This is a genomic window from Microvirga yunnanensis, from assembly GCF_025460875.1.
On record NZ_JAMXFI010000032.1, the window covers coordinates 19,210 to 45,362 of the forward strand.

General features: G+C 61.6%; 22 protein-coding genes and 3 pseudogenes. 19 read left to right on the forward strand and 6 right to left on the reverse strand.

What is annotated here, in order from left to right:
• Positions 1-31 precede the first annotated feature (31 nt).
• On the forward strand, positions 32-1,789 hold the full coding sequence (locus NF876_RS17100) for an adenylate/guanylate cyclase domain-containing protein (protein WP_262269987.1): 1,758 nt from the start codon (positions 32-34) through the stop codon (positions 1,787-1,789).
• Between the two features lie 87 nt (positions 1,790-1,876).
• Here the strand turns inward: NF876_RS17100 and NF876_RS17105 are convergent, their stop codons facing one another.
• Positions 1,877-3,031: an extracellular catalytic domain type 2 short-chain-length polyhydroxyalkanoate depolymerase gene (locus NF876_RS17105; protein WP_262269988.1), complete on the reverse strand. Its 1,155-nt coding sequence runs from the start codon at positions 3,029-3,031 to the stop codon at positions 1,877-1,879.
• A gap of 215 nt (positions 3,032-3,246) precedes the next feature.
• The gene (locus tag NF876_RS17110; RefSeq protein ID WP_262269989.1) at positions 3,247-4,212 is read right to left on the reverse strand and encodes an NAD(P)H-dependent flavin oxidoreductase; all 966 of its coding nucleotides are present in this window, start codon (positions 4,210-4,212) and stop codon (positions 3,247-3,249) included.
• Positions 4,213-4,465: 253 nt separating this feature from the next.
• On the opposite strand from NF876_RS17110, the gene NF876_RS17115 reads away from it, so the two are divergent.
• Positions 4,466-6,241: an adenylate/guanylate cyclase domain-containing protein gene (locus tag NF876_RS17115; protein WP_262269990.1), complete on the forward strand. Its 1,776-nt coding sequence runs from the start codon at positions 4,466-4,468 to the stop codon at positions 6,239-6,241.
• Between the two features lie 2 nt (positions 6,242-6,243).
• Positions 6,244-6,447, forward strand: coding sequence for a hypothetical protein (locus NF876_RS17120; protein WP_262269991.1), 204 nt, complete (start codon positions 6,244-6,246; stop codon positions 6,445-6,447).
• Between the two features lie 247 nt (positions 6,448-6,694).
• On the opposite strand, the pseudogene NF876_RS43840 reads toward NF876_RS17120, so the two are convergent.
• Positions 6,695-6,829: pseudogene (locus NF876_RS43840) on the reverse strand (IS6 family transposase); the annotation flags it as partial.
• A gap of 336 nt (positions 6,830-7,165) precedes the next feature.
• Here NF876_RS43840 and NF876_RS17130 point away from each other — a divergent pair.
• The 3 genes and pseudogenes from NF876_RS17130 to NF876_RS43845 all read left to right on the forward strand — a co-directional run.
• Positions 7,166-7,783: pseudogene (locus NF876_RS17130) on the forward strand (DUF4158 domain-containing protein); the annotation flags it as partial.
• A 15-nt stretch (positions 7,784-7,798) separates the two neighbouring features.
• A pseudogene (locus NF876_RS17135) lies at positions 7,799-9,817 on the forward strand (Tn3 family transposase); the annotation flags it as partial.
• Positions 9,818-10,528 (forward strand): IS6 family transposase, encoded by a 711-nt coding sequence (locus NF876_RS43845; RefSeq protein WP_444939748.1) that lies wholly within the window; start codon positions 9,818-9,820, stop codon positions 10,526-10,528.
• A 480-nt stretch (positions 10,529-11,008) separates the two neighbouring features.
• Here NF876_RS43845 and NF876_RS17140 read toward each other — a convergent pair whose 3' ends face one another.
• Positions 11,009-11,797: a bestrophin-like domain gene (locus tag NF876_RS17140; protein WP_262269994.1), complete on the reverse strand. Its 789-nt coding sequence runs from the start codon at positions 11,795-11,797 to the stop codon at positions 11,009-11,011.
• A gap of 934 nt (positions 11,798-12,731) precedes the next feature.
• Between NF876_RS17140 and NF876_RS17145 the strand changes: the two genes are divergently transcribed.
• On the forward strand, positions 12,732-13,979 hold the full coding sequence (locus NF876_RS17145) for a hypothetical protein (RefSeq protein ID WP_262269995.1): 1,248 nt from the start codon (positions 12,732-12,734) through the stop codon (positions 13,977-13,979).
• Between the two features lie 134 nt (positions 13,980-14,113).
• Here NF876_RS17145 and NF876_RS17150 read toward each other — a convergent pair whose 3' ends face one another.
• Complete coding sequence (locus NF876_RS17150) at positions 14,114-14,653, reverse strand: glycoside hydrolase family 108 protein (RefSeq protein ID WP_262269996.1); 540 nt, start codon at positions 14,651-14,653, stop codon at positions 14,114-14,116.
• A gap of 928 nt (positions 14,654-15,581) precedes the next feature.
• Here NF876_RS17150 and NF876_RS17155 point away from each other — a divergent pair.
• The 9 genes from NF876_RS17155 to NF876_RS17195 all read left to right on the forward strand — a co-directional run bounded on the left by NF876_RS17155 (position 15,582) and on the right by NF876_RS17195 (position 22,201).
• Complete coding sequence (locus NF876_RS17155; RefSeq protein ID WP_262269997.1) at positions 15,582-15,830, forward strand: hypothetical protein; 249 nt, start codon at positions 15,582-15,584, stop codon at positions 15,828-15,830.
• 380 nt (positions 15,831-16,210) lie between these two features.
• Positions 16,211-16,708, forward strand: a complete 498-nt coding sequence (locus tag NF876_RS17160) for a YqhA family protein (RefSeq protein ID WP_262269998.1) — start codon at positions 16,211-16,213, stop codon at positions 16,706-16,708.
• 419 nt (positions 16,709-17,127) lie between these two features.
• The gene (locus NF876_RS17165; RefSeq protein ID WP_262269999.1) at positions 17,128-17,550 is read left to right on the forward strand and encodes an ester cyclase; all 423 of its coding nucleotides are present in this window, start codon (positions 17,128-17,130) and stop codon (positions 17,548-17,550) included.
• A gap of 9 nt (positions 17,551-17,559) precedes the next feature.
• Positions 17,560-18,105 (forward strand): methyltransferase family protein, encoded by a 546-nt coding sequence (locus NF876_RS17170; protein WP_262270000.1) that lies wholly within the window; start codon positions 17,560-17,562, stop codon positions 18,103-18,105.
• Positions 18,106-18,394: 289 nt separating this feature from the next.
• Positions 18,395-19,352, forward strand: a protein-coding gene (locus NF876_RS17175; protein ID WP_262270001.1) for an IS630 family transposase whose coding sequence is annotated in 2 segments (ribosomal slippage) — positions 18,395-18,745 and positions 18,747-19,352 — 957 coding nt in all. Because the reading frame shifts where the segments join, the coding sequence is not laid out codon by codon here.
• 74 nt (positions 19,353-19,426) lie between these two features.
• Entirely contained in the window at positions 19,427-19,855 is a 429-nt protein-coding gene (gene tnpA / locus NF876_RS17180) for an IS66-like element accessory protein TnpA (protein WP_262270002.1), read from the forward strand.
• Positions 19,852-20,205, forward strand: coding sequence for an IS66 family insertion sequence element accessory protein TnpB (gene tnpB / locus NF876_RS17185; protein ID WP_373696678.1), 354 nt, complete (start codon positions 19,852-19,854; stop codon positions 20,203-20,205). Before tnpA ends, tnpB begins: the two co-directional genes overlap by 4 nt.
• Positions 20,206-20,250: 45 nt before the next feature.
• A protein-coding gene (tnpC, locus tag NF876_RS17190; RefSeq protein ID WP_262270003.1) for an IS66 family transposase occupies positions 20,251-21,934 on the forward strand; the annotation gives its coding sequence in 2 pieces (ribosomal slippage) (positions 20,251-21,728 and positions 21,727-21,934; 1,686 coding nt in all).
• A 66-nt stretch (positions 21,935-22,000) separates the two neighbouring features.
• The gene (locus NF876_RS17195) at positions 22,001-22,201 is read left to right on the forward strand and encodes a hypothetical protein (protein ID WP_262270043.1); all 201 of its coding nucleotides are present in this window, start codon (positions 22,001-22,003) and stop codon (positions 22,199-22,201) included.
• A gap of 172 nt (positions 22,202-22,373) precedes the next feature.
• On the opposite strand, the gene NF876_RS17200 is transcribed toward NF876_RS17195, so the two are convergent.
• Complete coding sequence (locus NF876_RS17200; RefSeq protein ID WP_262270004.1) at positions 22,374-22,928, reverse strand: GGDEF domain-containing protein; 555 nt, start codon at positions 22,926-22,928, stop codon at positions 22,374-22,376.
• Positions 22,929-23,715: 787 nt separating this feature from the next.
• Between NF876_RS17200 and NF876_RS17205 the strand changes: the two genes are divergently transcribed.
• From NF876_RS17205 to NF876_RS17215, 3 genes are all read left to right on the forward strand, one after another.
• Positions 23,716-24,081, forward strand: coding sequence for a hypothetical protein (locus NF876_RS17205; protein ID WP_262270005.1), 366 nt, complete (start codon positions 23,716-23,718; stop codon positions 24,079-24,081).
• Between the two features lie 205 nt (positions 24,082-24,286).
• Positions 24,287-24,526: a hypothetical protein gene (locus tag NF876_RS17210; RefSeq protein ID WP_262270006.1), complete on the forward strand. Its 240-nt coding sequence runs from the start codon at positions 24,287-24,289 to the stop codon at positions 24,524-24,526.
• Positions 24,527-25,333: 807 nt separating this feature from the next.
• Positions 25,334-26,035 carry an IS6 family transposase gene (locus tag NF876_RS17215; RefSeq protein WP_262270007.1) on the forward strand — a complete coding sequence of 234 codons (702 nt, stop codon included), beginning with the start codon at positions 25,334-25,336 and terminating at the stop codon, positions 26,033-26,035.
• The last annotated feature ends 118 nt before the right edge of the window (positions 26,036-26,153 follow it).

Here is a 26,153-nt window from a genome sequence, read left to right on the forward strand (position 1 = left end):
AAAATCACTCTGCAACGGCACCGAGGGTCCCATGGATCGGCAGGAGCGCAAGGTCGAGAGGCGACTGGCAGCCATCCTGGCGGCTGACGTGGTGGGTGCGTCCGGGCTGATGGAGGCGGACGAGGCCAGCGCACTCTCGGCAATCCGCACCATCTTCTCCGAGATGATTGAACCCGCCGCCGCGCGGCATCAAGGACGCATCGTAAAGACAATGGGCGACGGGGCACTCCTGGAGTTCGCCAGTCCGGTCGAAGCTGTTCTATGCGCAGCGGAGACGCAAACCGCCATTGCCGACCACCAGCATGAATACCCTGATGTGCAACTCCGAATTGGCATCAACCTGGGAGATGTTCTCGTCGGCGGAGATGGTGACATTCTCGGCGACAGTGTGAATGTGGCCACTCGCTTGGAGAGCATCGCTGACCCTGGCGGCATCTGTATCTCGGGCAAGGTCTACGACGAGCTTCAAGGCAAGCTCGATCTTTCGTTTGAGGACAGGGGAGAGCAGAATCTCAAGAACATCGCCCGTCCAGTACGGGTCTACGCACTCCGTGGAACCACTTCTCTTCGGACGCCTGGACCAAAGTTTTCTGTTCCCAATAAGCCGTTCATTGCCGTCCTGCCCTTTACAAACCTGAGCGGCGACCCGGAGCAGGAGTATTTCGCGGATGGGATCACGGAGGACCTGATCGCGGCTCTCTCCCGCTGCCGGTGGCTGTTCGTCATCGCTCGCAACTCGGTCTTCACGCTGAAAGGTAGGGCCGTGGATATCAAGCAGGTCAGTCGCCAGCTTGGCGTTCGCTACGTGCTGGAGGGCTCCGTCCGCAAGGCGGGCAATCGGGTGCGGATCACGGCCCAATTGGTCGAGGCTGTCACAGGCGCAGATATCTGGGCTGGTCGCTTCGACCGCGACCTGATAGACATCTTTGCTTTACAGGACGAGATCACCGAGAGCGCGGTGTCGGCCATCGAGCCCAGCTTGCAAGCGGCTGAGATCGACCGGGCCAGAGCCAAAGCGACCAATAACCTGGAGGCGTATGACCTCTATCTTCGCGCCCTGCCCGAGTTCTACGCCTTCACCGAGCACGGCTTTCGCCGCGCCGAGGCGCTGCTGCGGCAAGCCGTCGAACGTGATCCCGGCTATGCGGAAGCCTGGGGTGCCCTTGCTGATTGTCGAGGCCGTCTGATGGTGGGAGGTTGGACCGAGGACTGGGATGCAGACGCGGCCCGGAGCCGGGAGGCGGCTCTCCAAGCGGTTCAGTGCGATCCGGACAATGCGCGGGTGCTCGCCGTTGCTGCGTGGTCCTTGGCCTCGCTCTCAGGCGTTCTGGAGCGAGCCGTCACCTTCTGCGAGCGCGCCCTGTATCTTCAGCCCAACTCATCGTATGTGCTGACGAATTGCGGGTGGGTGCTGATCTACACCGACGAGTGCGAGCGCGCCCTTGTTTGCTTGGAGAAGGCACGGCGGCTCAACCCACTGGACCCGCGTGGTTATATTACGCTGAACGCAATCGGGGCGGTGCATTTCATGGGGAGCCGCTTCAAAGAGTCGGAGCAGTTCACGCGGCGAGCCCTGGAGATGAACCCCAATCATCCCATCTCGCTTCGCTATTTGACCGCAGCGCTGGCACAGATGGGGCGACTGGCCGAGGCGGCAGAAGTCGGACGTGTGTTGCAATCCACCCGCTGGGAAGCGATGCGAACCCACTTGAACCGGACATGCTACCGCAATCCCGAGAAGCGGGAACTCTTATTCGATGGTTTGCGAAAGGCTGGGGTACGAGTGTGATGCTCTCCGGTTCGACCCCTCTCGTAACCGCCCGCGCCTGAATTAACCTTTCGCATCGAACTGTTTAAGCTTCCATTAGCGATCTCATCATTGCGGAGATTGGCCGATTAGACGGTCAATCATAGCCTTGATCGCTCGCATCTGCGGTCCATTGCGGGTATAATAGTTTGATCCGCTGTAGCCCCAGAAATCCCAGCAGCGGTTCGGGTTTGCCGCCGAGGTCTTTGTCTGGGGATACAGCACAACAATGTTGTTGCTGGCTGCCCATCGATCATAGCCTGCATCCCGGATGAAGTCGTCATAGACGCTGTCCACGTTCTGGTTACAGCCGTGAAAAGCTACATGAACACGGCATTGTTCGACGGAACAGGAGTTTGGGACGTACAGGTAGCCGACACCGTGGAGGCTAACGCTCGCATCGGCTGTGTCGAAGAACTCCGATTGATCGAAGGCGACTAGCGTTCCGTCTCGATGAGGATCATCGGAGGCGGGCTTGAAGCCGTCTGGGTAGAGATGGCGTAAGAGCATCTCAGCCGCTTCATAACCGCACTGGATTACAAACGGTGAAGCGTGCTGGCCGCAATTCCGTACCGGGAACTTGCTCTCACCGGCAAACGTGTTGACCGGTATGCCGTGATTGGCCGCAGACCCAGTTTGATTTTGGTCGAACTGGAGGTTCGGCCCGCGAACTCCGAGGGCGTTATAGAGTCGTCTGAGTGTCTCCATCACCTGGAGTGGGATAAGGGCATCGCTCTTGCCATGGAACAGCCAGACGCGGCTGCCCGCGAGATCAGACGGATTGTCGATCAGACCCTGGTTCGCAGCCTCTCTGATAATCCTGAGGGAATCCTCGGCTCTTGGTGGCGAAGGCCGAAGGCCGTAGTAGCGTTCTCCATAGTAGTGGGTGCAGGCTACCACTGCCGCCGATACCCGATCCAGGGGCATTGACCAGAAGGGTGTCCAAGGGTTCGGGATGTTCTCGACACAACCATACGGGCCACCTGCGATTATACCTGCGCCTTTGATGAGATTGGAGAAGGCGATATGAAACTGATGCGCGAAGAACCCTCCAGAAGACAAGCCTGATACCGTGACTGCCGTTCGGTCCGGGTGGGACAGCATAATCAGCTTCTGACTTGTGTGCTCCGGTGGCGGGTCGGGCAGGCTGTCATGGTTAGCATGCCCCTCTGCCGGGAGCAGCGTTATGACGGCACACACTAACCGCATGAATAAGCGAACCATAATCGTCAATCCTTCAGGCGTCAGGTGTCAGGGTAGTCTGTAGCCGCCTCCCTACCCAAACAACCTCACCGAAGGATACAGGCGAGGCCCCGTCTGAGACCTGCGCGAACTGTACGCAAGGCCAGTCCGCCAGGAGAGTACAGCTTGCGCGTCTCCCTCCCGCGCCTGCTTACGCTGTTCAAACCTGGAGTGACGTTATGGGTCATCCTTTAGCATCAGCTTACGATCAAGCGTGTTCCTCGCGCGATCCGGGCTTCGGCCTCCAGGATGGTCCGGTCCACGATCTCGGCGGCAGACGGTGCGTCATGGATCAGGCCGACCGCCTCCCCAGCAATGACCGCCGCTACGTCGAAGTCGCCGCGCTCTCTCGCCTCGGCGTAACGCTGCACCTCTTCCTCCTGGTGCTCAAGCAGTTCGGCCTCATGCCCATACCACCGCTCTGCATGAGCATTGCGGATCACCCGGCCCGTGTAGGGCTGAGGCCAGAGATTGCGCCGGGAGATATCGAACACAATGCTGCGCAGGGTATCATCGCCCGAGGCATCAATGATCCGCTGTTTGGCCTCTGGATGACCTTGCGCCTCTTGCGAGGCATAGAAGCGGGTGCCCATCAGTACCCCATCGGCTCCGAGCATCAAGACGGCGGCCAGCCCGCGACCATCGGCAATGCCGCCCGAGGCAACCACTGGGAGATGCGGGAAGGCGTCAATGATCTCGGGGACCAGGGTCAAGGTCGTGCGGGTCGCCCCGTGCCCACCGGCCTCGGTGCCTTGGGCCACAAGAATGTCGGCTCCTGCGGTGGCAGCCTCCCTCGCTTGGGCAAGGGATTGAACCTGACAAATGAGCTTCGCCCCGGCCTCCTTGATCTTGTGCGCGAACGACCCTGGGTCACCAAACGAGAGCATCACCGCCGCAGGCTGGTGCTGGAGCGCCACGTCGAGCAGGTCAGGCTTTTTGGCCAAGCTCCAAGTGATGAACCCACAGCCGACCTTGGCGTTGCCTGCCGCCGCGAACTCCTGCTCCAACCATTCGGCATTGCCGTAACCGCCACCGATCAGGCCAAGCCCACCCGCGTGGCTGACGGCAGCAGCGAGTTTTCCGGACGCAACAAGGTCCATAGGAGCGAGCAGAATTGGGTGTTCGATTCCAAATGCGTCGGTCAGGCGGGTCTGGAGGGGCATTTCTGATCTCTCCTCGAAGGCCGCGAACGGGCAAACTGCCTGAAGACCGGTCCATACTGCCAGGGTCTCTCAACCGACTTGCCTTGGCAATTGCAAATCTGTGGGATTTTCCATGTACAAGGCCCGCCAATCTCCCTCGCGACCGGTCCCCTCCTGAAGTTCCAAGCTGAGCTTGATACTTCGATCCCAACCCAAGCTGGACACTGTGCCCTACCCGCATCACAATCCCACCTGAAGCGGCACCGAGGGTCCCATGGATCGGCAGGAGCATAAGGTCGAGCGGCGGCTGGTAGCCATTTTCGCGGCTGACGTAGCGGGCTATTCGCGCCTGATGAGCCGGGATGAGGCTGGAACGCTCCGCAGCCTGACCGCTCGTCGCGAGATCATGGATCGCCTGATTTCAGAACATGGAGGCCGGATCGCTAATACCGCAGGCGACAGTGTCCTGGCCGAATTCCCCAGCGCCGTTGATGCCGTCCAATGTGCTGTAGCTGTGCAGGAGGCCATTGCCCAGATGGCACAAGACACACCGAAGGATCGTCATCTTCAGTTTCGAATTGGGGTGCATGTCGGCGATGTTATGGTCCGAGGCGGTGATCTGCTTGGGGACGGAGTAAATGTTGCGGCGCGGTTGGAGAGTCATGCTGAACCCGGAAGCGTCTACATCTCTGACGCCACCTACCCGTATGTTCGCCGATCACCAACCCTCGGCTTCGATGATCTCGGTCCGCAGGAAATGAAGAACATCGACGGGCCGGTTCGCGTCTACCGTGTCACGACTTCACCTTCGCCTGTCTCAGGCTCGACACCAGCAGCAGCGTCAGCGAAGGCTCTCCCCCTTCCGGATAAACCGTCGATTGCCGTCCTCCCCTTCACGAATATGAGTGGAGACCCGGACCAGGACTATTTGGCCGATGGTATCGTGGAGGAAATTCTCGCCGCTCTATCCCGTGTGCGCTCCTTTTTTGTCATCTCCCGTAGTTCCACCTTTACTTACAAGGGCAAGGCCGTCGATCCACGCCAAGTGGGACGAGAACTTGGCGTCCGATACATTTTGGAGGGAAGTATCAGGCGGTCAGGCCAACGCCTGCGGATTATGGCTCAACTTATCGACGCCGCAGCCGGAATCCACGTGTGGAGTGACCGGTATGATGGCGAGGTCTCGGATATTTTCGACCTCCAGGATCGAGTCACAGAGGCTGTTGTTGGAGCAGTTGAGCCCAGGATTACCTTGTCCGAGATCGAACGGGCCAAGCGAAAGCGCCCAGATAATCTCGATGCCTACGACTACGTGATGCGAGCCTTTCCGGCACTCTGGTCACAGGAGCCAGACGAGATTACAGAGGGGCTCAGGTTCGCACGTGAAGCAATACGCCTTGACCCCACATATGCCCTACCGAAGGCACTTGCCGCGTGGGGTCATGCTCAAGACGTAGTCTACACCCGGACGGCAACGCCGGATGAGGACCGGGAAAAAGCGTTCCGGTTGGCTCAGGAGGCCGCATCCCTGGACAACAATGATCCTCTTATCCTCACCGCGCTCGCGACCGCATACTCGCTTCTCGGCCAGTTTGATCTGGGTCTTTCCGCTGTTGAGAAGGCTCTGGCTCTAGACCCAAACTCCGCGTGGGCTTGGTCGCGGAGCGGATATCTCAATGTCTACAAATCCCGACCAGAGCGAGCCATTGAGCATTTCGAGCGCGCGATCCGGCTGAGTCCGCTAGACCCAATGCACTACAACACGTTGTTTGGGATCGCCGGGGCTCATTTCGTTCGGGCCGACTATGAGGAAGCGGTCAGATGGATCGAAAAAGGTCTGGCCGAGAAGCCCAGCGCGGTTTGGGTGTATCGCTTCCTGACAGCAGCCTACGCCAATGCAGGACGGATCGAGGATGCAAGGCGGGCGGCTTCCAAGCTTTGCGCTGCCTACCCGTCCATAACGATCTCGCAGATCATCCAGGTCGTTCCTGCTCTTGGTAAGCTTCCGGCTTATGCGGACGGGCTTCGGAAAGCGGGTCTTCCCGAATGAGGTTGGACAAACTTATCTCGAACGTGGAAGAGACCTGGGTTAATCCAAGCGCAGCACGCTGGTTGGAGCGGCTGGGTCGCTTTGCCCGCTTGATCGCGCAACTGGGCCAGATGGCGCTCGTAGAAGTCCAGGGCTGCGATGTCTTCACGTTCCAGGACGGGAAGATCGCAGTGAAGAACTCGTACCGGAAACAGCGCACCGGCTGATCCCAGAATTTCCCTTGTACAGCATCGCAGCACCGGTACGCTTGTTGGCGATTGTGCTGCTAGGGAGAGCACAGGCATGGATGATGCCGCTGATCATCGAGACCTCTGGTTCCTCAACACCCATGTCACCATCCGGGTCTCTGCACGGGATGGTTCAGACGGCATCTCGGTTCTTGAGCACCGTACCCGACAGGGTTCCGTTGCAACCCTGGACATAGGTCGCGCGCGAGCCGGAATGGACCTCAGGTCAAGCGGCCGTGCCGAAGAGCGCGGCAATGAAGTCGCGCTGAGCGCCCATGTCACTCGCTGGTGCGCGGACAACCTGTTCCTTGCGGATCATCGCCATGGCCTCATAGCCCGCAATCGTCCGTGAAGGGGGAGCGCGCAAGGTTTGTGCAATAATCCTCGGTAAACCGGACAAAGCGGGAACATAGAAGATATGGACAGGGGTGGCCGCCGCCCTCCCCGCTCACTCTGTGGACAGCAGCCAAACGGGATTCGGCACGCCGCTCCCGTCAATCCGATAATCCCGTCCAGGACCCCGGCCTCCTTCCAATCATCAAGCCGGGGCCATGTAGGGGCGTACAATGGCACAACGTGGCTTGCTGACTGACGATGAACGCCAACTCGTGTTCGGTGTCCCTCGGCAGGAACATCTGATCATCAAGCACTATACCCTCAGCCAAGACGACCTTGATCTGGTGTTGCGCAAGCGCGCGGTGCCCGCAACCAGCTCGGATTTGCGGTGCAACTCTGTCTTCTGCGGTATCCTGGGTTTGGGCTGCGCCTCAACGAGGCTCCTCCGCGAGAGATGCTCACCTTCCTGGCGGGTCAGCTTCAGGTCTCACCTTACGTCTTCGAGGACTACAGCCGGCGGCCACAAACCCGGCTCGATCATGCCGCCGAATTGATGGCGCGTCTGAACTTGCGGCCCGCAATGCAGGAGGACTGGCCGCTCATGCTGAGTGTTCCGGCGGAAGCAGCCTGGACGACGGACAATGGGGTAGAGATTGTTCAGGGTGTTCTTGACCGGTTGCGCGCTCATCGGATCATTCTGCCAGCGCCCAACAGGCTTGAGCGGCTTGCCCGTGCCGGCAGAGCCCTGGCCCGCAAGCGTGCTGCCGAGGCGCTTCTTGCTCCTTTGACAAAGGATCAGCTCAAGGCGATCGATGCCGTGCTGGTGAATGACGCCACGTTCAGGCGCACTCCCCTCGCCTGGCTACGTGATATCGCCGAAGCACCTAATTCCTCCAACATGACGGCGCTTCTCGAGAGACTGTCCTACGTTCGGTCCCTCCACATCAGCCCCGAGATCGTAGACCGGGTCCACGAATGACGGTTCCAGCAGTTCGTGCGCGAGGGATCTGTTGCTCCAGCCTTCCTGCTCGACGAATATGGCGTGCGCCGGCGTCGGGCGACGCTCGTGGCGCAGATCATCGAACTCGAGGCTAAACTGGCCGATGCTGCCATCGCGATGTTTGATCGGCTGGTGGGCGGCCTCTTCACCCGTGCCCGCCGACGCCAGGAGCGCGCCTATCAGACCACAGGTCGTGAAGTCAGCCGCCTGATGCGCCTGTTCCACTCTACCATTACGGCCCTGAGCACGGCCCGCGCTACACGGGGTGACCCGTTCGAGATCATTGATGAGGAGATCGGTTGGAGCCGGTTGATCAAACTCCAGCCGCAGGTTGAGGAGCTGGCCCAACTCGCTGATGGTGACACCCTGGTCATGGCGGCCGCGAAGTTCATGACGGTACGCCGCTTTGCCCTGCCCTTTCTGGAAGCCTTCACCTTCCGGAGCACCAGCCGGCTCAACCCTGTTCTTGCGGCGCTCAACGTGGTCCGGGACAGTCTTCGCTCCCGTCGTCGGGACTTGCCCCAGAAGCCTCCGATGTCATTCCTTCCAAAGACGTGGCAGCAGCTAATCATGGAGTCTGGGCAGCCGGACCGGCGGCTGTATGAGACGGCCATGTTCGCCGTGCTGCGGGATCGCCAGCGCTCCGGCGACATCTGGGTTGAGGGCACACGCAACTACCAGCGCTTCGATACCTATCTGCTGCCTCCGGCCTCTGCCCCGTCAGCGATCGCCACCTTGAAAGCCCCGGATGATGCGGACGCGTATTTGGCGGAGCGAAGCCAGCTTCTTGAGTGGCGGCTGAAGCGGTTCGCCCGGACGCTGAGCAAGAACGCCGTCCCGGGCGTCTCCCTGCGTGGCGAGGAACTGCATGTGACCCCACTGCGGGCCCTCACGCCTCCAGAAGCGGATCGGCTTGATCGCGATCTCGACCTGCTGATGCCGACTATCCGCATTACCGAGTTGCTGAACGAAGTTGCACAGGCGACTGGCTTTGCGCATCGCTTCACAGATCTACGTGACGGCAGACCAGTCGATGATGTGACGGCTGTTCTGGCGGCGGTGCTGGCCGATGCGACCAATCTCGGCATCGAGAGGATGGCGGATGCCTCTCAGGGCGTGACCAAGGCTCAACTCACTTGGGTGCACTCCTGGTACCTGCGGGAGGAAACCTACAAGGCAGCGCTCGGGGCCATCGTCAATGCGCATCAACGTCTCCCGCTGGCAGCCCTCTGGGGCGACGGGAGCACATCCTCCTCAGACGGGCAATTCTTCCGTACCGGGCGCAGGAGTGCCGGAGCCGGCGAGGTCAATGCGAAGTATGGCTCGGATCCTGGCGTAAAGTTCTACACCCACCTGTCGGATCAATACGGCCCTTTCCACACCAAGGTGATCTCGGCCACCACGAGCGAGGCGCCGCATGTTCTGGATTGCCTGCTGCACCACGGAACCAGTTTGTCGATCCAGGAGCACTACACCGACACGGGCGGCGCCACCGACCACGTCTTTGGCCTGTGCCATCTGCTCGGCTTCCGGTTTGTGCCCCGCCTGCGGGATCTGAAGGATCGGCGGCTGGCCACCATGGCGGGCCTGGAGGTGCCGAGCAGTCTCCAGCCATTGATGGGCCGCCCGATCCGCGCCGACGTGGTGAGTCAAGGCTGGGACGAGGTGCTGCATCTGGCGGCCTCCCTCAAGGCTGGCACCGTTGCTCCCTCTGTGATGCTGAAGAAGCTGAGTGCTTACAAGCGCCGGAACCGGGTGGACCTCGCCCTCCAGGAAATCGGAAGGATCGAGCGGAGCCTGTTCACGCTCGACTGGCTGGAGAGTCCGGACCTGCGGCGGCGCTGCCATGTCGGCCTCAACAAGGGCGAGGCCCGCAATTCCATGGCTCAGGCCATCTTTGCCCATAAGCAGGGCCGGATCACAGACCGGACGTTCGAGAACCAGAGCTACCGGGCCTCAGGGCGGCACCGTCAGGTTAACCGGCGGGTGACCCGATGGAGCCATATAGGACGGATGCACTCGATCCATCACCCCCGCTATGCCCGTCACCGCTTTCCGGCTGAAGTGATCAGCCATGCCGTCTGGCTGTACTTTCGATTTCCTCTCAGTCTGCGAATGGTAGAGGAGATGCTGACGGCCCGCGGCATCGAGGTCAGCCACGAGACGGTGCGGCAGTGGGCGATGAAGTTCGGTCAGGATTTTGCCAAGCAGATCCGCAGGCGTCTTCCGGCGCCGGGAGACAAATGGCATTTAGACGAGGTTGCCATCAGCATTGCAGGCCGAAAGCACTGGCTCTGGCGAGCGGTCGACCAGCATGGAGCCGTACTCGACATCTTGGTTCAGAGCCGTCGCAATGCCAAAGCGGCCAAGCGTCTGCTGCGAAAGCTGCTCAAGAAGCAGGGCATGGCACCGCGCGTGATGATCACGGATAAACTGGCCAGCTATGCCGCCGCGAAGAGGGTTGTCATGCCTGGCGTGGAGCATCGGCAGCATAAAGGCTTGAACAACCGGGCAGAAAACAGTCACCAACCCACCCGACGACGCGAGCGGATCATGAAGTGCTTCAAATCAGCTGGTCAGGCCCAACGCTTCCTCTCAGTCCACGATCAGGTGGCAAATCTCTTCCGACGCCGCGCCAACACCAACGCCGCCGATCACCGCAGGTCCCGAGCTCACGCCTTCAGAGTCTGGTCCGAGGTAACGGGCGCCGCCCCTGGTCTCTGATCTGACGCTCCAGGCGAGCAGACTAATCTCAAGCCGTTAAGTTGACGATGCCGGCGGGATATCCCAGGCAACTCTCGACGAGTTCTATAGTCTCTCGCGTGACCCTGCGTACTGGGTGACAACGATTGCATTCACGGCAACCCTTGCGCAGCGCCAATCCAAATCTGATTGAGCTCACATTGAATAGAGGGGTGCGCGCCCCAAAATTGGCGTTCTTGTTCCAACCTCTCAATGAACGTCAACTCTCGTTCGGTCATGTGGCCCTCCATAACGATGCACACATATGATGTCCTCAGGACCGGGCTAAAAGTATGTCACCCTTGAGCCGCCAAGGCCGGCTCAAGGCCAGCCTCTGCTATTCGCTACTCTGCGGGAACGTCCGGTGTCGCAGTCTGAAGCAGACACTCGGTCTGCTTCCGAGACATGCAGCAGTTCCGGGCCATGCTCCTCTGCACCAGCAGTACCCAGTTCCACCAGCGGTTACGGCTGGGCTTTCTCTCCTAAATCCTCCAGCACCTCCAAGAGTGCCTCCGGATGCACCCTCACGGGTCCCGCAAACGGATGGTTGATGGCAATGATCACGAGTAGCCCGGAGAAGATCAGGAATGACAGGATCCCGGTCATCAATGCCTGAACGCGCAAGTTCTCGGTGCCGAAGAACAGCGTGAAGCCGACCGTTACAAAGGCTCCCCCGACGAGCACGAACCAGAGTACGCCGGGAACCGCGCCGGAGGCCAGGATGAGCCGCGTGCGGCGGGCCTCGGTCAGGAGATCCAGCTGACGGAGCGCCTCATCCAGGAGCGCCGTTCCGCGGCCATCATCCGGGGTGAACGTGAGCAGGGCCGTATAGGTGCTGTCGAGGGCACGGGTGACCTCGCGGCTTGACTCACTGCGTGCCATCGCAGGCCAATCCTCTGTGACGGCGGCCCTGGCGTAGCGGGTTAAGCTCTCACGCAGTGCCTCGCCCGGACCCTCTCCAATCCCGTTGGCCAGGCGGTAGAGGGTTGCTACCGCGCCTGCCTCCTGGGCTGCAGCATGCTCTGCTTCGCTGAACTTTTCCCAGACGATGATCACGGCAAACGCCAACAGCACCGCATAAAGCACTCCGACGGTCGCGAAGGTGAAGCCCGCCACTTCATTGTTGATTCTGAGCCGCTCCGAAGGCACGCGCCGACGAACAAAGATGGGCGCAGCCATCGCCAGCAGGGTGGCCACACCAATGAGCAGGGCGCCCGACAGCCAGAGGGGTTGGGTGTCCAGGAGGATCATGTGTCGCCCTGCTCCGATCCCATCCCATCAAATAATGGGAGCAGCCGGAAAGCCTGATAGCTTTCCCTGCGCCTACTGTAACAGCGATCATCGCATCCGTCTGTATCACCGCTGAGGAGTACGCTAGGAGATCCGCCTGCCCGTCAGGAGCATCCGGTGTTCCCATCGTGAGCAGACCCAAGCGCGACTTCCGACAAGTGGCAAGAACGACATTCCTGTTTAACGTGGAAGATATGGCTTCCTCATGGATCGACCTTTTCAACTTGTCGTGGAGCTGTGGCAGGAACCGGAAGAGGTCGCTGAGGGGTTATCAGCGGCCACTTGAACGATCGGCGCCTTCTCGTCCATGTTGATCGCGACGATGACCCTCGAAGCTTTTGCGACCGCGAGGTGCTGAACGCCCCCGGAGTTCCCGCCAGTGACAGAGGGGTCGGGCGCCACCACCAAGCCGGCTTGGCCGGCCGATCAGTCGTACGGAGCACAGCCGGCATCCACGGCAGCCCGCGAGGCACCCATCGCCGCGCTGAACTGGTCGCTGATCGGCTCGATAGGGGTGTTGACGCTCTCGGCTGAGCCGAGTTCGCCCACCCGAGATGAGGATCCGGGGGATCAGCGCCGAGGTCTGCTCGGGCTCACCAGACTGTGCGATTTCCTCGCCCTGGAACTGGGACACGTCCGCGCCCTCGGCCGCATCTATCATCTCAATAGGCGCCGAGCCATCTTCACTCACCGCCGGAACGGCGGCAGTGCGCACTGTGAGCACCTTCTTGGGTCATGTGAGCGGCCTAAGAGTTTGTTAACCATGTTTGTGGAGCATCGAGCCTCTCCCAGGAGGTTGCCCGATGCTGACGCGCCTGACGCATGAGGAGTGGACGGCCGTTGCTGGGGGTCGTTGGCAATGGCGGGAGCCCGTACAATCAGGCGCCTTGCGGCGATGAGCGCGCCGCTTCCGCCGGCCGATGCGCAGCCCGAGGCTGTGACCGGCCCCGCCGCGAATAGCAGCCCGACCGACCTGCCTCCCGGATCAGACGCCGTCGAACGGGTGAGGCGTCTGCAAAGCGACCTCCGCGTGCTCATCCGGCACTTCGCATGCAGGGCCGAGGCTTCGGCCCTGTCCATCCCCGCGGTCAACGGCCGAGTGGTGCCCCCCGGCTCCGCCCCGCGGATTGCCCTCGAACCCCATGCCGCGCTCCTGGTCGTCGCGCCAGAGGCCATCGCCCGCGACGGACGGTTGCTTGGGCAGCTCTATGAGAGCCTGGAGGTTCTGACGGACTTGGCGGCCCCTGCCAATGTCAAGTCCATCCGCCTCACACGGGCCTTCGTGGGTGATGAGGACGAGGATCTGCCGAGCGACACGCGGTCTCAAGCCCAGTGGCTGTTTCGCTGGGTGCGGGGGAGCGCGGTGTTTGGCATCGTGATCTTCCTGGCCACGATCCTGCTGCTGGTCCATGTGGATCGGGGGCGACGGGCGGTCCAGCAGCTCGAGCAGATCCGCACCGAGCACCAGGCCGTCGCGAACAGCCTCGGCGTGGCGCGCGCGGCCTCCTCGGCCGCCGGCGGTGCTGCGGACTACGACTGCCCTCAGCCCACCGCGCCGCCAGCGGCGCACGGGCCGAGCCCACAGGCGGAACAGGCTGGCCGGGGCGGCCAAGGGAACCTCCTGTGCGCGCAGATGGCGGATGCGCTGGGTCGCCTGAGGATCATCCGACAGGAGCTGCGGAACTGGAATGTGATCTCCAGCCGCCTCGCCTACGTCTCGCCCATCACTTGGCTGGCCCCGCGGGATCTGGACCACACGACCGGACTCTCAGAGGAGGAATGGGAGTCTACTGAGCTGCGGAGCCTGATCATTCTGACCGCGCTGACGGGCTTTGTCATGCCGATCCTGCTGGGCCTGCTCGGGGCTTGGGTCTACGTCTTCCGCAATATAAACCGGCAGATCCAGACCTCCACGCTTGAGGCATGGGAGAGCATCCACGGGACCCTGCGCATGGTGCTCGGCGCGACCTTGGGTGGGCTGCTTGGCGTGCTCTGGACCAATGACCAGCCGGTTCGGCTGGAGGGCATGTCGCTGCCGCTCGGCGCCCTGGCCTTCTTCGTCGGCTTTAGTGTCGAGATCGTCTTCCGCTTGGTGGACACTCTGGTGCGGACGGTCGCCGACAAAATCAGCACCCCGAGCTGACGCCGCAGGGTATGGCGGCCGTCATCGCGCGCTGTCCTCCGCCGGCAGCCCGGACCCGGATCCGCCAATCTCGGACCTGGCCACACCGCCTGCGGCTGTGACTTCCGGAGCATGGTCGCGATGCAACAGGCGCTTCACGCTACCTGGGTGCTCTGCAGCATGGCCAGCCCCGCCTGCCGGCGTCGCTCGGTCCGCTCAAGCCAGCCCCGCCCAAAGCGACCGAATTCCGGGAGGCCGCGGTAGTAGGCAGCCTGGCGTTCGGCTAACCCACCAATCACTGTCGCCGCGTCCGCTGTCAGGGCGGCACGTAGCGTCTCCGGGCCGACGGCGCCGTCCACTTGGTCTGGGGGGAAGCCGAGGACCTGCTGCAGCAGCTCTGCGCTGCGCCGGGTGCCCGCATTCACCCCGAAGTCGAAGGTACTGAGATCGACGCCCGCAGGCAGGGCGTCACCCCGCAGCGCATTCCAGTAGAGCGCGCGGTAGATCGCTGCCGCGGTCTGCTGGGTCATGTCTTGCACGTCGGCGGGACCGAGCGTCGGCTCGTGATCCCAGTGCCGCAGGGTGGCCAAGGTGATGCCCCTGTTGGTCGCGCCCCCGGGGTCGGCTGGATCATCGACATAGCCGCCCTCCTCGGTGAGTGTGAAGGTGAGGCAAGTGTCAAACAGGTCAGCCATCGGGGTTCTCCATCAGGTTGGAACATGTCCAGACGAGGGCCCGTGAACAGAGTTCACGATGATGGAAACGGGCGCAAGGGCCGCGATTGAACTGACGCTTCTCGCCGTCATCTCGCACCGGGACGCCACGCGCTTGAAGCGGTTAAGCTTGTCGAATTGGCCCCTTCGTCTCTCAAGGATACATTGATCGAGACCTGAGATCGCGGTTGTACAATGCCTGGTCTCCATCTCGGAAGCTCGCTAATCTCACGCTGGTGGACCGCTTCAGGTCAACCGCGGCCGTCAAGCGCGGCCGTGTGAAGGTTTGCTCCTCATACCTGACCTGCCCTCTGCGGCTGTAGTGATGCCCACAGAGCAGCCAACAGCCTTTTGCCCCTGCTCCCTCCCAGAGAGGGGTACGGATCATGGATCGCAACTGCCGGGGAGATATCAGGGTCACCATGCCTTGCCCGGATCGCTAGCCATTTTGCGCCGCACAAATTTGTCGCAGTCTGCTTGGCTCGAAAGCGGCGCCATATGTGTTAGCCTCTCATGAAGCCGCCGCACTCGCTGAGAGGAAGAGCCACATGGGCCAGAGGCTCTGCCCACAATGCTCCTGCGCTGCAGCCTCTGTCCTGAGCTTTGCCACAAGCGATAGGTGCTTCGCCGCCGCTGTGCAGTGCCACGTCTGCGGCTTCGAAAAGCCCACTGATCGTGACTTCGAGGACGAGCAGACCGCCCGCGAGGCCGCAACCCACGCCTGGTTGGAGGAAATGGAGTTCCTCCCCTTGAGTCCTTGCGTCTGACTAAGCGCTGATCTCTGTCCCGAGGCCACAGACCTGAACAGGCTGGCTGCTGAGACGTTGTCCAACGTCACCGGTATGAGTGATCCAGGCACCGGTGGCCGAGAGATACGTGCGCTCCCGCCTGTCAGGTTCAGGACCAGCACATGCCCCGTCATTTTCCAACCTGCGAAGGACCCATTGAGGGCCTCTACTTACCTCAACTGGCCTGGGATGTGTTCCAGCGCGAGAACATCCAGACGATCGATGAGCTCAGGGCCGTCGCTGACCAGCTCGAGCGCTTCGAAGGCCTTGGACCCATCACGGTGCGAGCCATCAGACAAGAGCTCGACCGTGTCGCGGCACCGGGAGAGCAAAAGTTCGGAGACCGGGAGCTTTCTGGATGGGGAGCGTAATTCCGATACAACACCTTGCGGAACTGTATAAAACGTCTTCTCGGCGTATCCGGGAGAGTTCCGAAGCTGTCTCGTGGGCAGTTCACTAGCGAGCGATGCCAATCGACCCTGCAAGGCGCTAAGGACCCCTCGGCTACTCCGGCTTCTCATTGGGCCAATTTCGTGTCTCACATCCCGGCCGTTTCCCGGTGCGCTTACGCCGCCACTGCGGAAATTTGGCTCAGACCTGCTTCGTGCCCACTCAGGGCCACTCTTCGGTTTAGTTGACGATGCCCAAGGTCGAGCGGCTGCACGTATCTCGGCTGGAATGAGGTGTGTTTCCTGGGTGGTATGTTAAAACCGTACCTTGACCACGATACCGGTTGAGGGCTCGTCGGCAGATGATCCACTTCATCCTGTCCCTGCGCTGGGTCACACTTGTCGCTGCTCTTGGGGCGGCACTCGGTGCCATGCTGATGTTCTTCGAGGGCTGCCTGAAATTGGCTTATGCCCTGAAGATGGTTGTTCAGCCGAGCGCCGACACGGAAACATTGGTCATCGCTACAGTGATGCAGGCCATGGATGCATTCCTCTTCGGCCTCGTCCTGATCGTGTTTGCCTATGCGATCACCTTCGGCTTTGCCTTTCGTCTGCCCTCCGGCCTTCGTACCAAGGCCCCGCTGTGGATGCGGGTTGAGGGCCTCGGCGAGATTAAGATCACCCTGATCCAGGTGGTTCTGGTCTACCTGGTCGTGGATTTCGTCACCGCCGTGGTGGAGCTTGAGACGCGCATTACGTGGGAGATGCTCGTGAAACCGGCGGCCATTGTCCTCATCGCAGGAGCCCTTCGTCTGCTCGGCTCCGCACTCCCGGATGACCCGCCGGACAGTTCCGAGTAGCCCGGGCGAGCATCCGAGACGGCCCAACGACATGCTGAAAACTGATCTCTGATCCGATCGCGAGCGCTCACCGTGCCCCCTGACCTCAGAATGATCCGGAGCGGGTCAGACGGCGATGATCCGCACCTCACAGGAACGACCGGTGTTCCCCACGTAAGCTGACATTCGATCTACTTCGCAAATGTGCTCGTTGTGGCCCTTCCGCCCCTATGATGATCCATGCGTTGGGGGAAATTCTGCGCTATCCTGCGGGCATCGCCGACCTGCGGAAAACGTGGCACTCGTCACTGGCTCGAGGACATGCTCCATGAGCATCCTGCCCCTCCCCTCCCGTCCGGCAATCACTCGCCGGCCATCCCAGCCCGTGCCAGACGACGACACGGGCCGGTCGACCTTTAGCACCTGGAGGAGCAACGATCATGGTAGCAGACCAGCACGAGGCGTTGATCCGCGCCTACATCGACGAGGTCTTCAACGGGCATCGTCTGGACGCCCTGGACAAGTACTGGGACGATGATCTGACGTCGCATTGGCTGGGCATGGAGACGATCCATAGCCTGTCCGCCTGGCGCGCGGCGATGGAAGGTTTCTTCGCCGCCTTTCCGGACGCCGCCTACACCCTGGACGACATGTTCTTCGCCGGCGACCGAGGCGTCTGGCGTGGCCACTGGCAGGCGACCCAGCAGGGCGCATGGCAAGGGATCGCCGCGTCCGGTCGCCACGTGACGTGGACCGTCATCATCATCAGCCACTTCGTCGGCGGCAAGCTGAAAGAGGACTGGGTTGAACTGGACCGGCTCGGCCTCTTCCAGCAGCTCGGATGCATTCCGATTGGGAGGTAATGACTTGGCATGAACCAGTCTTCTTCTCGCGGCATCATGCCCGTCCTCGGCTCGATCGTGTTTCTCTTCGCCGCGCCAGGTCTGCTCGGCGTCTTCATCCCGTGGTACACGACCGGGTGGCGCATGAACGCGCCGCTGCTCGGGTTTGAGCCGGTGCGCTGGCTGGGTGGCGCGCTGATCCTCTTTGGCACCACGGTCCTTCTTGATTCCTTCGCCCGCTTCGCATGGCAGGGCCGCGGCACGCCGGCGCCGATCTATCCGACCGAGACGCTGGTGGTCTCGGGCGCCTACCGCTATGTGCGCAATCCCATGTACCTCGCAGTGACCGCGCTGATCGCTGGCCAAGGACTGCTCATCGGCTGCCTGACGCTGCTGATCTACGCTCTGGCGTTTGGCGTCGTTACCCACCTCTTCGTGCTGGTCTACGAGGAACCGACGTTGCGCAGGACCTATGGGGCGCAGTACGAGGCCTATGCCGCCGAGGTGCGCCGCTGGATGCCGCGCCTGACGCCGTGGTACAGCGGAGCACCTTCACGCCCTACTCCGCCGGCCTGAGGCCGCTGTGGTCGAACCTTCACCTTCCACCTTCGCAATGAACGTCGGCTTTTCCCCGCTGAAGCGGGCCAGGCCGGTTCGCCCGCGGACCGGCATGAAGCGACCTTCCTGCCGTGGCTTTGTTGAATGAAGTCGACAGCCGGAATCCTTTCGATCTCCGCATCTGCACCTTTCAACGTACGCATCCGAGGAAGGACGCATTGCGCTAGAGCACCGGACAGGAAATCCGACTCCCGGGGTTTTGGGCTGGTGCGATCTGTGATTCACTCTCCTGCACGGGAGGTGGATCATGGGCCACTGCTATTCTCTCGATCTTCGGGTGCGCGTCGCCGACTTTGTCGAGGCGGGCCATACCTGCCGAGCGGCAGCCGAGCACTTTGATGTCAGCGAGAGCTTCGCCATCAAGCTGGTGCGGCGAACGCGGGACACCGGTTCGCCGGCGCCGGCCCGGCAAGGCCGCCCGCCGGGAGGCGGCAAGCTCGTGCCTTATGAGAGCTTCCTGATCCAGGCCGTCGAGGCAAGCCCTGCCATCACCATGCCCGAACTCGCGGCTCGGCTGCTGGAGGAACATGGGGTGGTGGCAGCCCCGGCGATGCTCTCGCGCTTCCTGTGCCGGCGCGGCTTCAGTTATAAAAAAAGCCCTAATGGCGGCGGAGTGCGCACGCACCGACGTGCGGGATGAGCGCCGGGTTTGGCATACTCACCGTCAGCCGCGCATGCGCGAGCAGCCGCACCGCTTGGTGTTTCTCGATGAGACTTACGTCAACACCAAGATGACGCGCCTGCGCGGCCGCTCTCGCCGGGGCCAGCGCCTGCGCATGAGAGCGCCCTTCGGCCACTGGAAGACGCATACCTTTCTCGCTGGGCTGCGGTGCAACGAGTTGTGCGCGCCCTGGATCATCGATGGTCCGATCACCCGGTTGGCGTTCGAGGCTTACATCGAGACGCAGCTCGCGCCGACGCTGCGCAAAGGCGACGTGGTGATCCTCGACAATCTCGCGGTCCACAAGAGCGAAAAGGCTGCGCAGTGTCTGAGAGAACGCGGCGCCTGGTTCCTGTTCCTGCCTGCTTATTCGCCTGACCTTAATCCCATTGAACAGGCCTTTGCCAAAATCAAAGCACACCTGCGCAAGGCTGAGGCCCGAACGTTCGACGCACTCTGGCGCGCGCTCGGTGACATATGCGATTTGTTTGAGCCGCGAGAATGTTGGAACTTCCTCAGGGCTGCCGGATATGCGTCCGTTTAACCGTCCGATGCTCTAGTGAGTGAGACTGTGGATGGTCTGTTTATATAGACGTCAATATAGACAGTGCTTTAGCCATGGACATGATGGATGCTCGCCCGGGGCGCGTCAGCAGGATGGAGATCGTCGAGAGCGGTCGCCGACGGCGGTTCACTGATGAGGCGAAGCTGGCGATTGTGGCGGAAAGCTATAGCGGCCCGCGCCAGGTCACCGCAACGGCGCAGCGCCATGGGATCACGCGCTGGCAGTTGAACGGGTGGCGCAGGGCCGCGCGGGAAGGAAGGCTCGTCAGCCGTTCGACGGACGGCTTTGTTCCGGCACTGATCGTTCCCGCGTCTCGTGGTGCAGCCGCGCAGCCTGCATCGGCTGCACCTATGCAACCTCTCACACCCGACCACGGTCGCATGGAAGTCATGAGCGCGAACGGCAGGCGTGTGAGTGTGGACCGGGATGTCGACGTTGAGGCATTGCTGCGGATCATACGTGGTCTGGAGACGTTGCCATGAACCCGTTTCCGATGGGTCAGGGTGTGAAGGTCTGGCTGGCAACCGGGCACACCGACATGCGCTGTGGCTTCCCCACTCTGGCTCTTCGGGTGCAGGAGATATTGAAGCATGATCCTCTGGGAGGCCACCTTTTTTGCTTCCGGGGGCGCAAAGGTGACCTGATCAAAGTGATCTGGCATGACGGCCAGGGAGCCTGCCTGTTCACGCGAAAACTGGAGAAAGGCCGGTTCATCTGGCCGAATGTGGAGGGCGGCGCTGTTGCGATCTCACCGGCGCAGCTGTCTTATCTTCTGTCCGGAATCGACTGGCGCAATCCGCAGGAAACCTGGCGTCCAACACGGGCTGGGTAGCATTATTCGATTGAAAGTACAGGGACATTCTGTTCGAATGGCGTCATGCCGTCAACGCCTGTCGATCTTCCCGACGACCTTGTGAGCGCCTATCTGGCGCTGCTGTCCGAGCGTGAGAGGTTGCAGGCGGAACGGGATGTCGTTGTCGCCGAGAGGGACAGGGCTGTGGCGCAAGCCGCCAAGGCGCAGGCCCTGTTGTCCGACAGCGAGGCCCTGATCGCCCGTCTGGAACTGGCGATCGAAAAGCTGAAGCGCGAACTGCGCGGCCAGCGGTCTGAGCGCGCGGCGCGACTGATCGACCAGCTGGAATTACAGCTCGAAGAACTGGTGATGGCCGCGACGGAGGATGAGGTTGCGGCGCAGGCCGCGGCCAGGAGCTCAAACGGGCGCTCCTTTGTGCGCCGGCGGCCGGTCCGAAAGCCCTTTCCGGAGGATATCGAGCGCGAACGCGTGGTAATTGATCCCCCGGCGACCTGCGCCTGTTGCGGTGGCTCGCGCCTGGCGAAACTGGGCGAGGACATCACCGAGACGCTGGAGGAGATCCCGCGTCGGTTCAAAGTGATCGAGACGGTCCGGGAGAAGTTCACGTGTCGGGACTGTGAGGCGATCAGCCAGCCGCCGGCGCCGTTCCATGCCACGCCGCGCGGCTTCATCGGCCCTCATCTGCTGGCGACGATTCTGTTCGACAAGTTCGGCATGCACAGTCCGCTCGATCGCCAGAGCGCCCGGCTCACCTGCGAAGGCATCGCGCTGTCGACCTCGACGCTGGCCGATCAGGTCGGGTTTGGAACCTCCGCTCTCAGGCCGGTCTTCGCTCTGATCGAGAACCATGTCTTTGCGGCCGAGCGCCTTCACGGCGACGATACGACCATTCCCATCCGGGCCAAAAGCAAGTGCACGACCGGACGGATCTGGACTTACGTGCGGGACGACCAGCCGTTTGGTGGGCCTGCGCCGCCAGCTGCGGTCTACTACGCCTCAAGTGACCGCCGCGGCGAGCATCCGCAGAAACACCTGGCCGGGTATGGCGGCCTTCTGCAGAGTGACTGTTACAATGGCTTTGAGCCGATCAGTGTTGCCGAACAGAAAGCGGTGCCCCTTACCTTTGCCTTCTGCCACGCACATGCGCGGCGGAAATTCTTTGAACTGGCCGATATCGAGAAAAGGGCTCGGGATCGCAAAAGAAGCGGCAAGCCGATCTCCCCGATCGCGTTGGAGGCCGTCAAGCGGTTCGACGCACTGTTTGACATCGAGCGTCAGATCAATGGCTTGAGCGCCGCGGAACGACTGGCTGTGCGGCGGGAGAAGAGCAAGCCGCTGTTCGATGACATGCACGAGTGGCTGAAGCGGGAGCGTGCCACCCTCACCCGATCGTCCGAGGTGATCGGCGCCATGGACTACATGCTGAAGCGCTGGGATGGCTTTGCCCGCTTCCTGGAGGATGGCCGGGTTTGTCTGACGAACAATGCCGCCGAACGGGCCTTGAGAGGGATTGCCCTGGGGCGCCGCAACTGGACCTTCCGGGTCCCAGCGCGGGGCGGATCGTGCCGCCATCATGCTCACCCTCATCACGACCTGTCGTCTCAACGATGTCGATCCAAAAGCCTGGCTCGCCGACGTACTGGCCCGGATTGCCGATCTTCCTGTCGCCCGCCTGCACGAATTGCTTCCCTGGGAATGGAAAAGGCTACGGCAGGCCGAGAACCTGGCGTCCCAGCTGGCTGCGTAACCGAAAAGGGACCGACGAGTGGGATATCGCAACTCAACGCTGTACACGCTGAAATACGTGGCTGACATGCTCGGTGAAGACGAGGACTTCCTGCACGAGTGCTCGATCGAAATGTTCTCGGAAGACGGCCGCCTCGGTGCCTACGACACCTTTCCGGCCTCCGAATTGACCGAGCATATTGTCCTCTTCACCGAAGATGGCATCGAGAACCTCAAATACATCATCGAGGCCCGCAGGACCGTCGCATCACAAAAAGCCGCCCCTTAAACCTGCACCAACGTTAGCCACGATCCCATCGACGCGCGAGGCCTGATCCTGCGGTCTTCCTCGGATGCGTACCTTTCAACCGGATTACCGGGTCTTCGACATCCTGGTCGCTCGCAGGCAGTGCGTTGACCAACGCAGCGGTCGAGTACTCATCATGAGGGCACCGGTATCCTCAGAGGCTCCGTTCGGAGCCGATCTTCGTGCGGTTCCTCCCCTCCTCCTCGGCGGTATACAGGGCCCTGTCGGCTCGGCGGAGGATCGAGCTGCGGTCGTCGTCCGGCAGGGCTTCGGTCACTCCGGCGCTGAAGGTGCAAGAGAGTTCGAGCTCACTGTGCTCCAGGACTGCTGGTGGAAAGCCTCCTCGGATACGCTCGATGATGTGCACAGCAGGGTCGAGCCGAAGCTCGGGCAGCAGGAGCAGGAACTCCTCCCCGCCGGTCCGGCCCAAGCGATCCTGTGCCCGCACCCTCGCTCGGCAGGAGCGCGCGAAATGCTCAAGAACCGCGTCGCCCGCCTTGTGCCCATGCGCATCGTTGATGGCCTTCAAGTGATCGATGTCGATCACCGCAACGCACAGGCCTGATCCCGTATTCTCATTGGCGGCAAGCGCCTCGTCGAGCAGTCCCAGGATGTGGCGGCGGTTGGGCAGCCCGGTGAGCTGATCGGTCTGGGATGCCTTCAGCGCCGCCTCGTGGGCTTGGCGCAGGGACTTCTCGTTGTTCTTCAAGGCCGTGATGTCAGCCCGACGGACAGCACCCAGCCATTCGGCAGGATGGTGTGATCGATCCAGTACCAGCGGCCATCCACCAGATCGGTCTCGAAGGACTTGCGGGGCACACTCCGGCGCCGCGGCAAGGTTCGGGCGATGAAGGCCGCGACGTCATTGCCATCGATCCGTACCCCCAGTCCGTTCTTGTGCGCGTGGCGGAGGACCCCGGTGAAAGTGAGCGGACCGTTGTAGTTTTTCCCAGGAACATGCCCTGGTAGGTCTTGTTGGCGTACCGGAGATTGTCCTCGGCATCGAAGATGGACACGGCTTGCCCGCTTTCGGTGAGGGCCTCCACGTGGCAGCGGAGCGCTTTGTCATCAGGATCGAAAGGGAGTGAGGTCATCGAAACTCAAGGCAGAAAGGGATAAGCAGAATAGTGAGCCATTGCCAGCCTGCAAACTAGCCGTTCATTGAGGGGTTCCCCTTATCTGCCTGTTTGGTAAGTGGCCACGTGAGCAGTACCCCTAGCGCCGCGACGGGTCAGCCGAAGCCCCAAGGTTAAGTTTCGGCGCAGGTTTCGATAGTGCTCCATTCCCGGAAGTACGGCTAAGGTTGTCCCTATCCCAAATCTTGAATTTCGGTTAGGCCATGGTGACAAGACTGTTGGGATAGGCAAATCGATAGCTACGCTGCGCCACCTTCCTAATACCTCAGGATAAGGAACTGACAGCCCAGGTTGGAATTTCTTGAAGCGGTACTCATGATGCCGTGGCCCATCATCTGCAGGGCGCTTTGGTAGACACACATGCTGTGGGTCATTCTTCTCCTTGGTGCCGCCGGATTGGGAGGCGGCTACGCGGCCGAACGGGCGAGCATTCCCAAGCTCCAGTATCGTCCGGGCACACCCAATGAGATCGTCGAAACCTGCAGACAGGCGGCCATTGCGGCGGCTCGCACCCATGCAAGCGAAGTGGGCGCGGAGTTGATCCGGGTCGATGCAACCAGCGCCGGTGAAATGCGGCGCACCCGAAGCGGCCAGCGGGCACCGGTAGAGGTAGGGATCGTCTACTCGCGGTCAAGCGGACGCGAAGCCCGCCAAGGTATCGTCGAATGCCGTGTGGACCGCCGCGGGCAGGCGACTATTGCGGATCTTGCAGGCGCAGCACGCTAGGCAGTTCCTGTGTTCGGGCCACCGGCGCCCCCTGACGCGCTACTGCCTCAGACGGCCTGATGGCTGGGCGCAGAGTGGGGCTCGTCCGCACGACCTGTTGCTGCGCACGCGCCGTGCTCGTCCTCGGAACCGATCCAGTCGCTGCCGGTGCTGCAGGATGCACACTCTGGCGACGAACCGCAGATGATGCTGCGGCCGCAGCACGGTGCTGCGGCTGGGCTTTGGTCTCGGCGCTTGGTGCAGGGCTGGCGGGTTTGGCGGTGGCAGCTTCCTGCTTCAGACGGGCAAGTTCAGCCTCGGCGGCATCGCGGGCCTTGAGAGCTTCGTCTCGTTCGGCACGCGCAGTGGCCGCTTCCGCTCGGGTCTTCACAAGCTCCTCGAACAGGTTGGTACGCACGCGGTTAAGCCGGGCGATCTCGTCCTCTGGCGATGCGACAGCGCTTGAGACTGAGGCGATGCTAAGTCCCACAGCAACGACAACGGCACAGCCGGTGGAACACAGGATGTCTTTGGTCTGTGAACGTGACATCGGGACCTCCCAACAGCATTCATCACGGCACGATTCGACCGAGGGGCGATCCTGCGCCCGTAGCCAGCAGCCAGGTAGACCTACAGAAGAAGTAACTCTTACAAGCAAGCCGATCTTGTCAGTCATGACCTTGTCCCAAGTTCGGATTGGCAATGAGAATTCGTGCCACGAAGGGCGACAGTAGGCCCACTATGGCGTCGGTGTTACCGGTAACCTCCGGGACGACCTCGTCACCAGGCTTCAGTGGCGCCGCGCCCAGACTTCGGCACAGGTCTTATGGCACTTCTTCAGCCCGACAATCGACCAGATCGCCCTCGGCTGCCCGGGAAAGTTTCTCCTTCGGCACTCCACCGAGGCGGTCCAATGTCCTGTCAAGTCTTTATCTTGGATGCACCCCCTCTAGCTTGACGGTTCAAGATTGACTTGCACGGGAACGGATGAATGGACGAATGGCTGCCGATGGAAACCGCGCCGAGGACCGACGATGATGTCCTTCTCTGGGTCGGGCGTGTCGAGATCGGATACTTGAGCAGCGTCTCGGGCCGATGGCTGTCTCGGGATGAGCGCCACATCAACGAGCGCCTAAAGCGCCTGGAGCCCACGTATTGGATGCCTTTTCGACCACACCGGCCCGGAAAGTAGTGGCCGCTTAAGCTGGTAGCTATCACGACGGCGTTGTCACGTTAACTCGGGGATGAGGGCGAGCCGTGTAGATGGTCCGGCATGAGCAAGTCCGTCAGCTACAAACGCCACCGCTTTCCGCCTGAAATCATCGCCCATGCCGTGTGGCTGTATTTCAGATTTCCCCTGAGCTTGCGTCTGGTCGAAGAGATGCTGCTGGAGCGCGGCATCCTCGTCTCCTATGAGACGGTTCGCCGGTGGGCGCTGAAGTTCGGGCCTGCTTACGCCCGCCGCCTCAAACACAAGAGGCCGAGCCGGCGCGACATTTGGCATCTAGACGAAGTTGTGGTCACGATCGCCGGCCGGAAGCACTGGCTGTGGCGAGCCGTCGATCAGGATGGCTATGTCCTCGACGAAATCGTTCAGAGCCGGCGCGATACAAAAGCGGCCAAGCGCCTGCTCAGACGCCTCCTGAAGAAGCAGGGCTGCCCTCCACGGCGGATGATCACCGACAAGCTCGGCTCCTACGCTGCTGCCCGGCGCCAGATCATGCCGGCAGTCGAGCACCGCTCGCACAAGGGATTGAATAACAGAGCAGAAAATTCGCATCTGCCGCTGCGCCGGCGGGAGCGGGCGATGCAGGGCTTTCGCTCATCGGGCGGGTTACAGAGGTTCACCTCCGTGTTTTCCGCAATCCGCAACCTGTTCGTTCCACCCCGCTCCCGCCGCTCTGCTCTTGCCGCCCATCTGCATCGTCTCACCGCCATGGCGGAATGGAAGTCTGTAGCCTGCGTTGCAGCGTGAGCCCGTCAGGTAACGGCGGTTGCTTAACTGCGCCCGATTTCCGTTAACGTGACAACACCTCCCTCTTCCCGGCCCCCGCCCGGTTCCAATCACGGGTCGGAGCCACCGCATCTCCAGG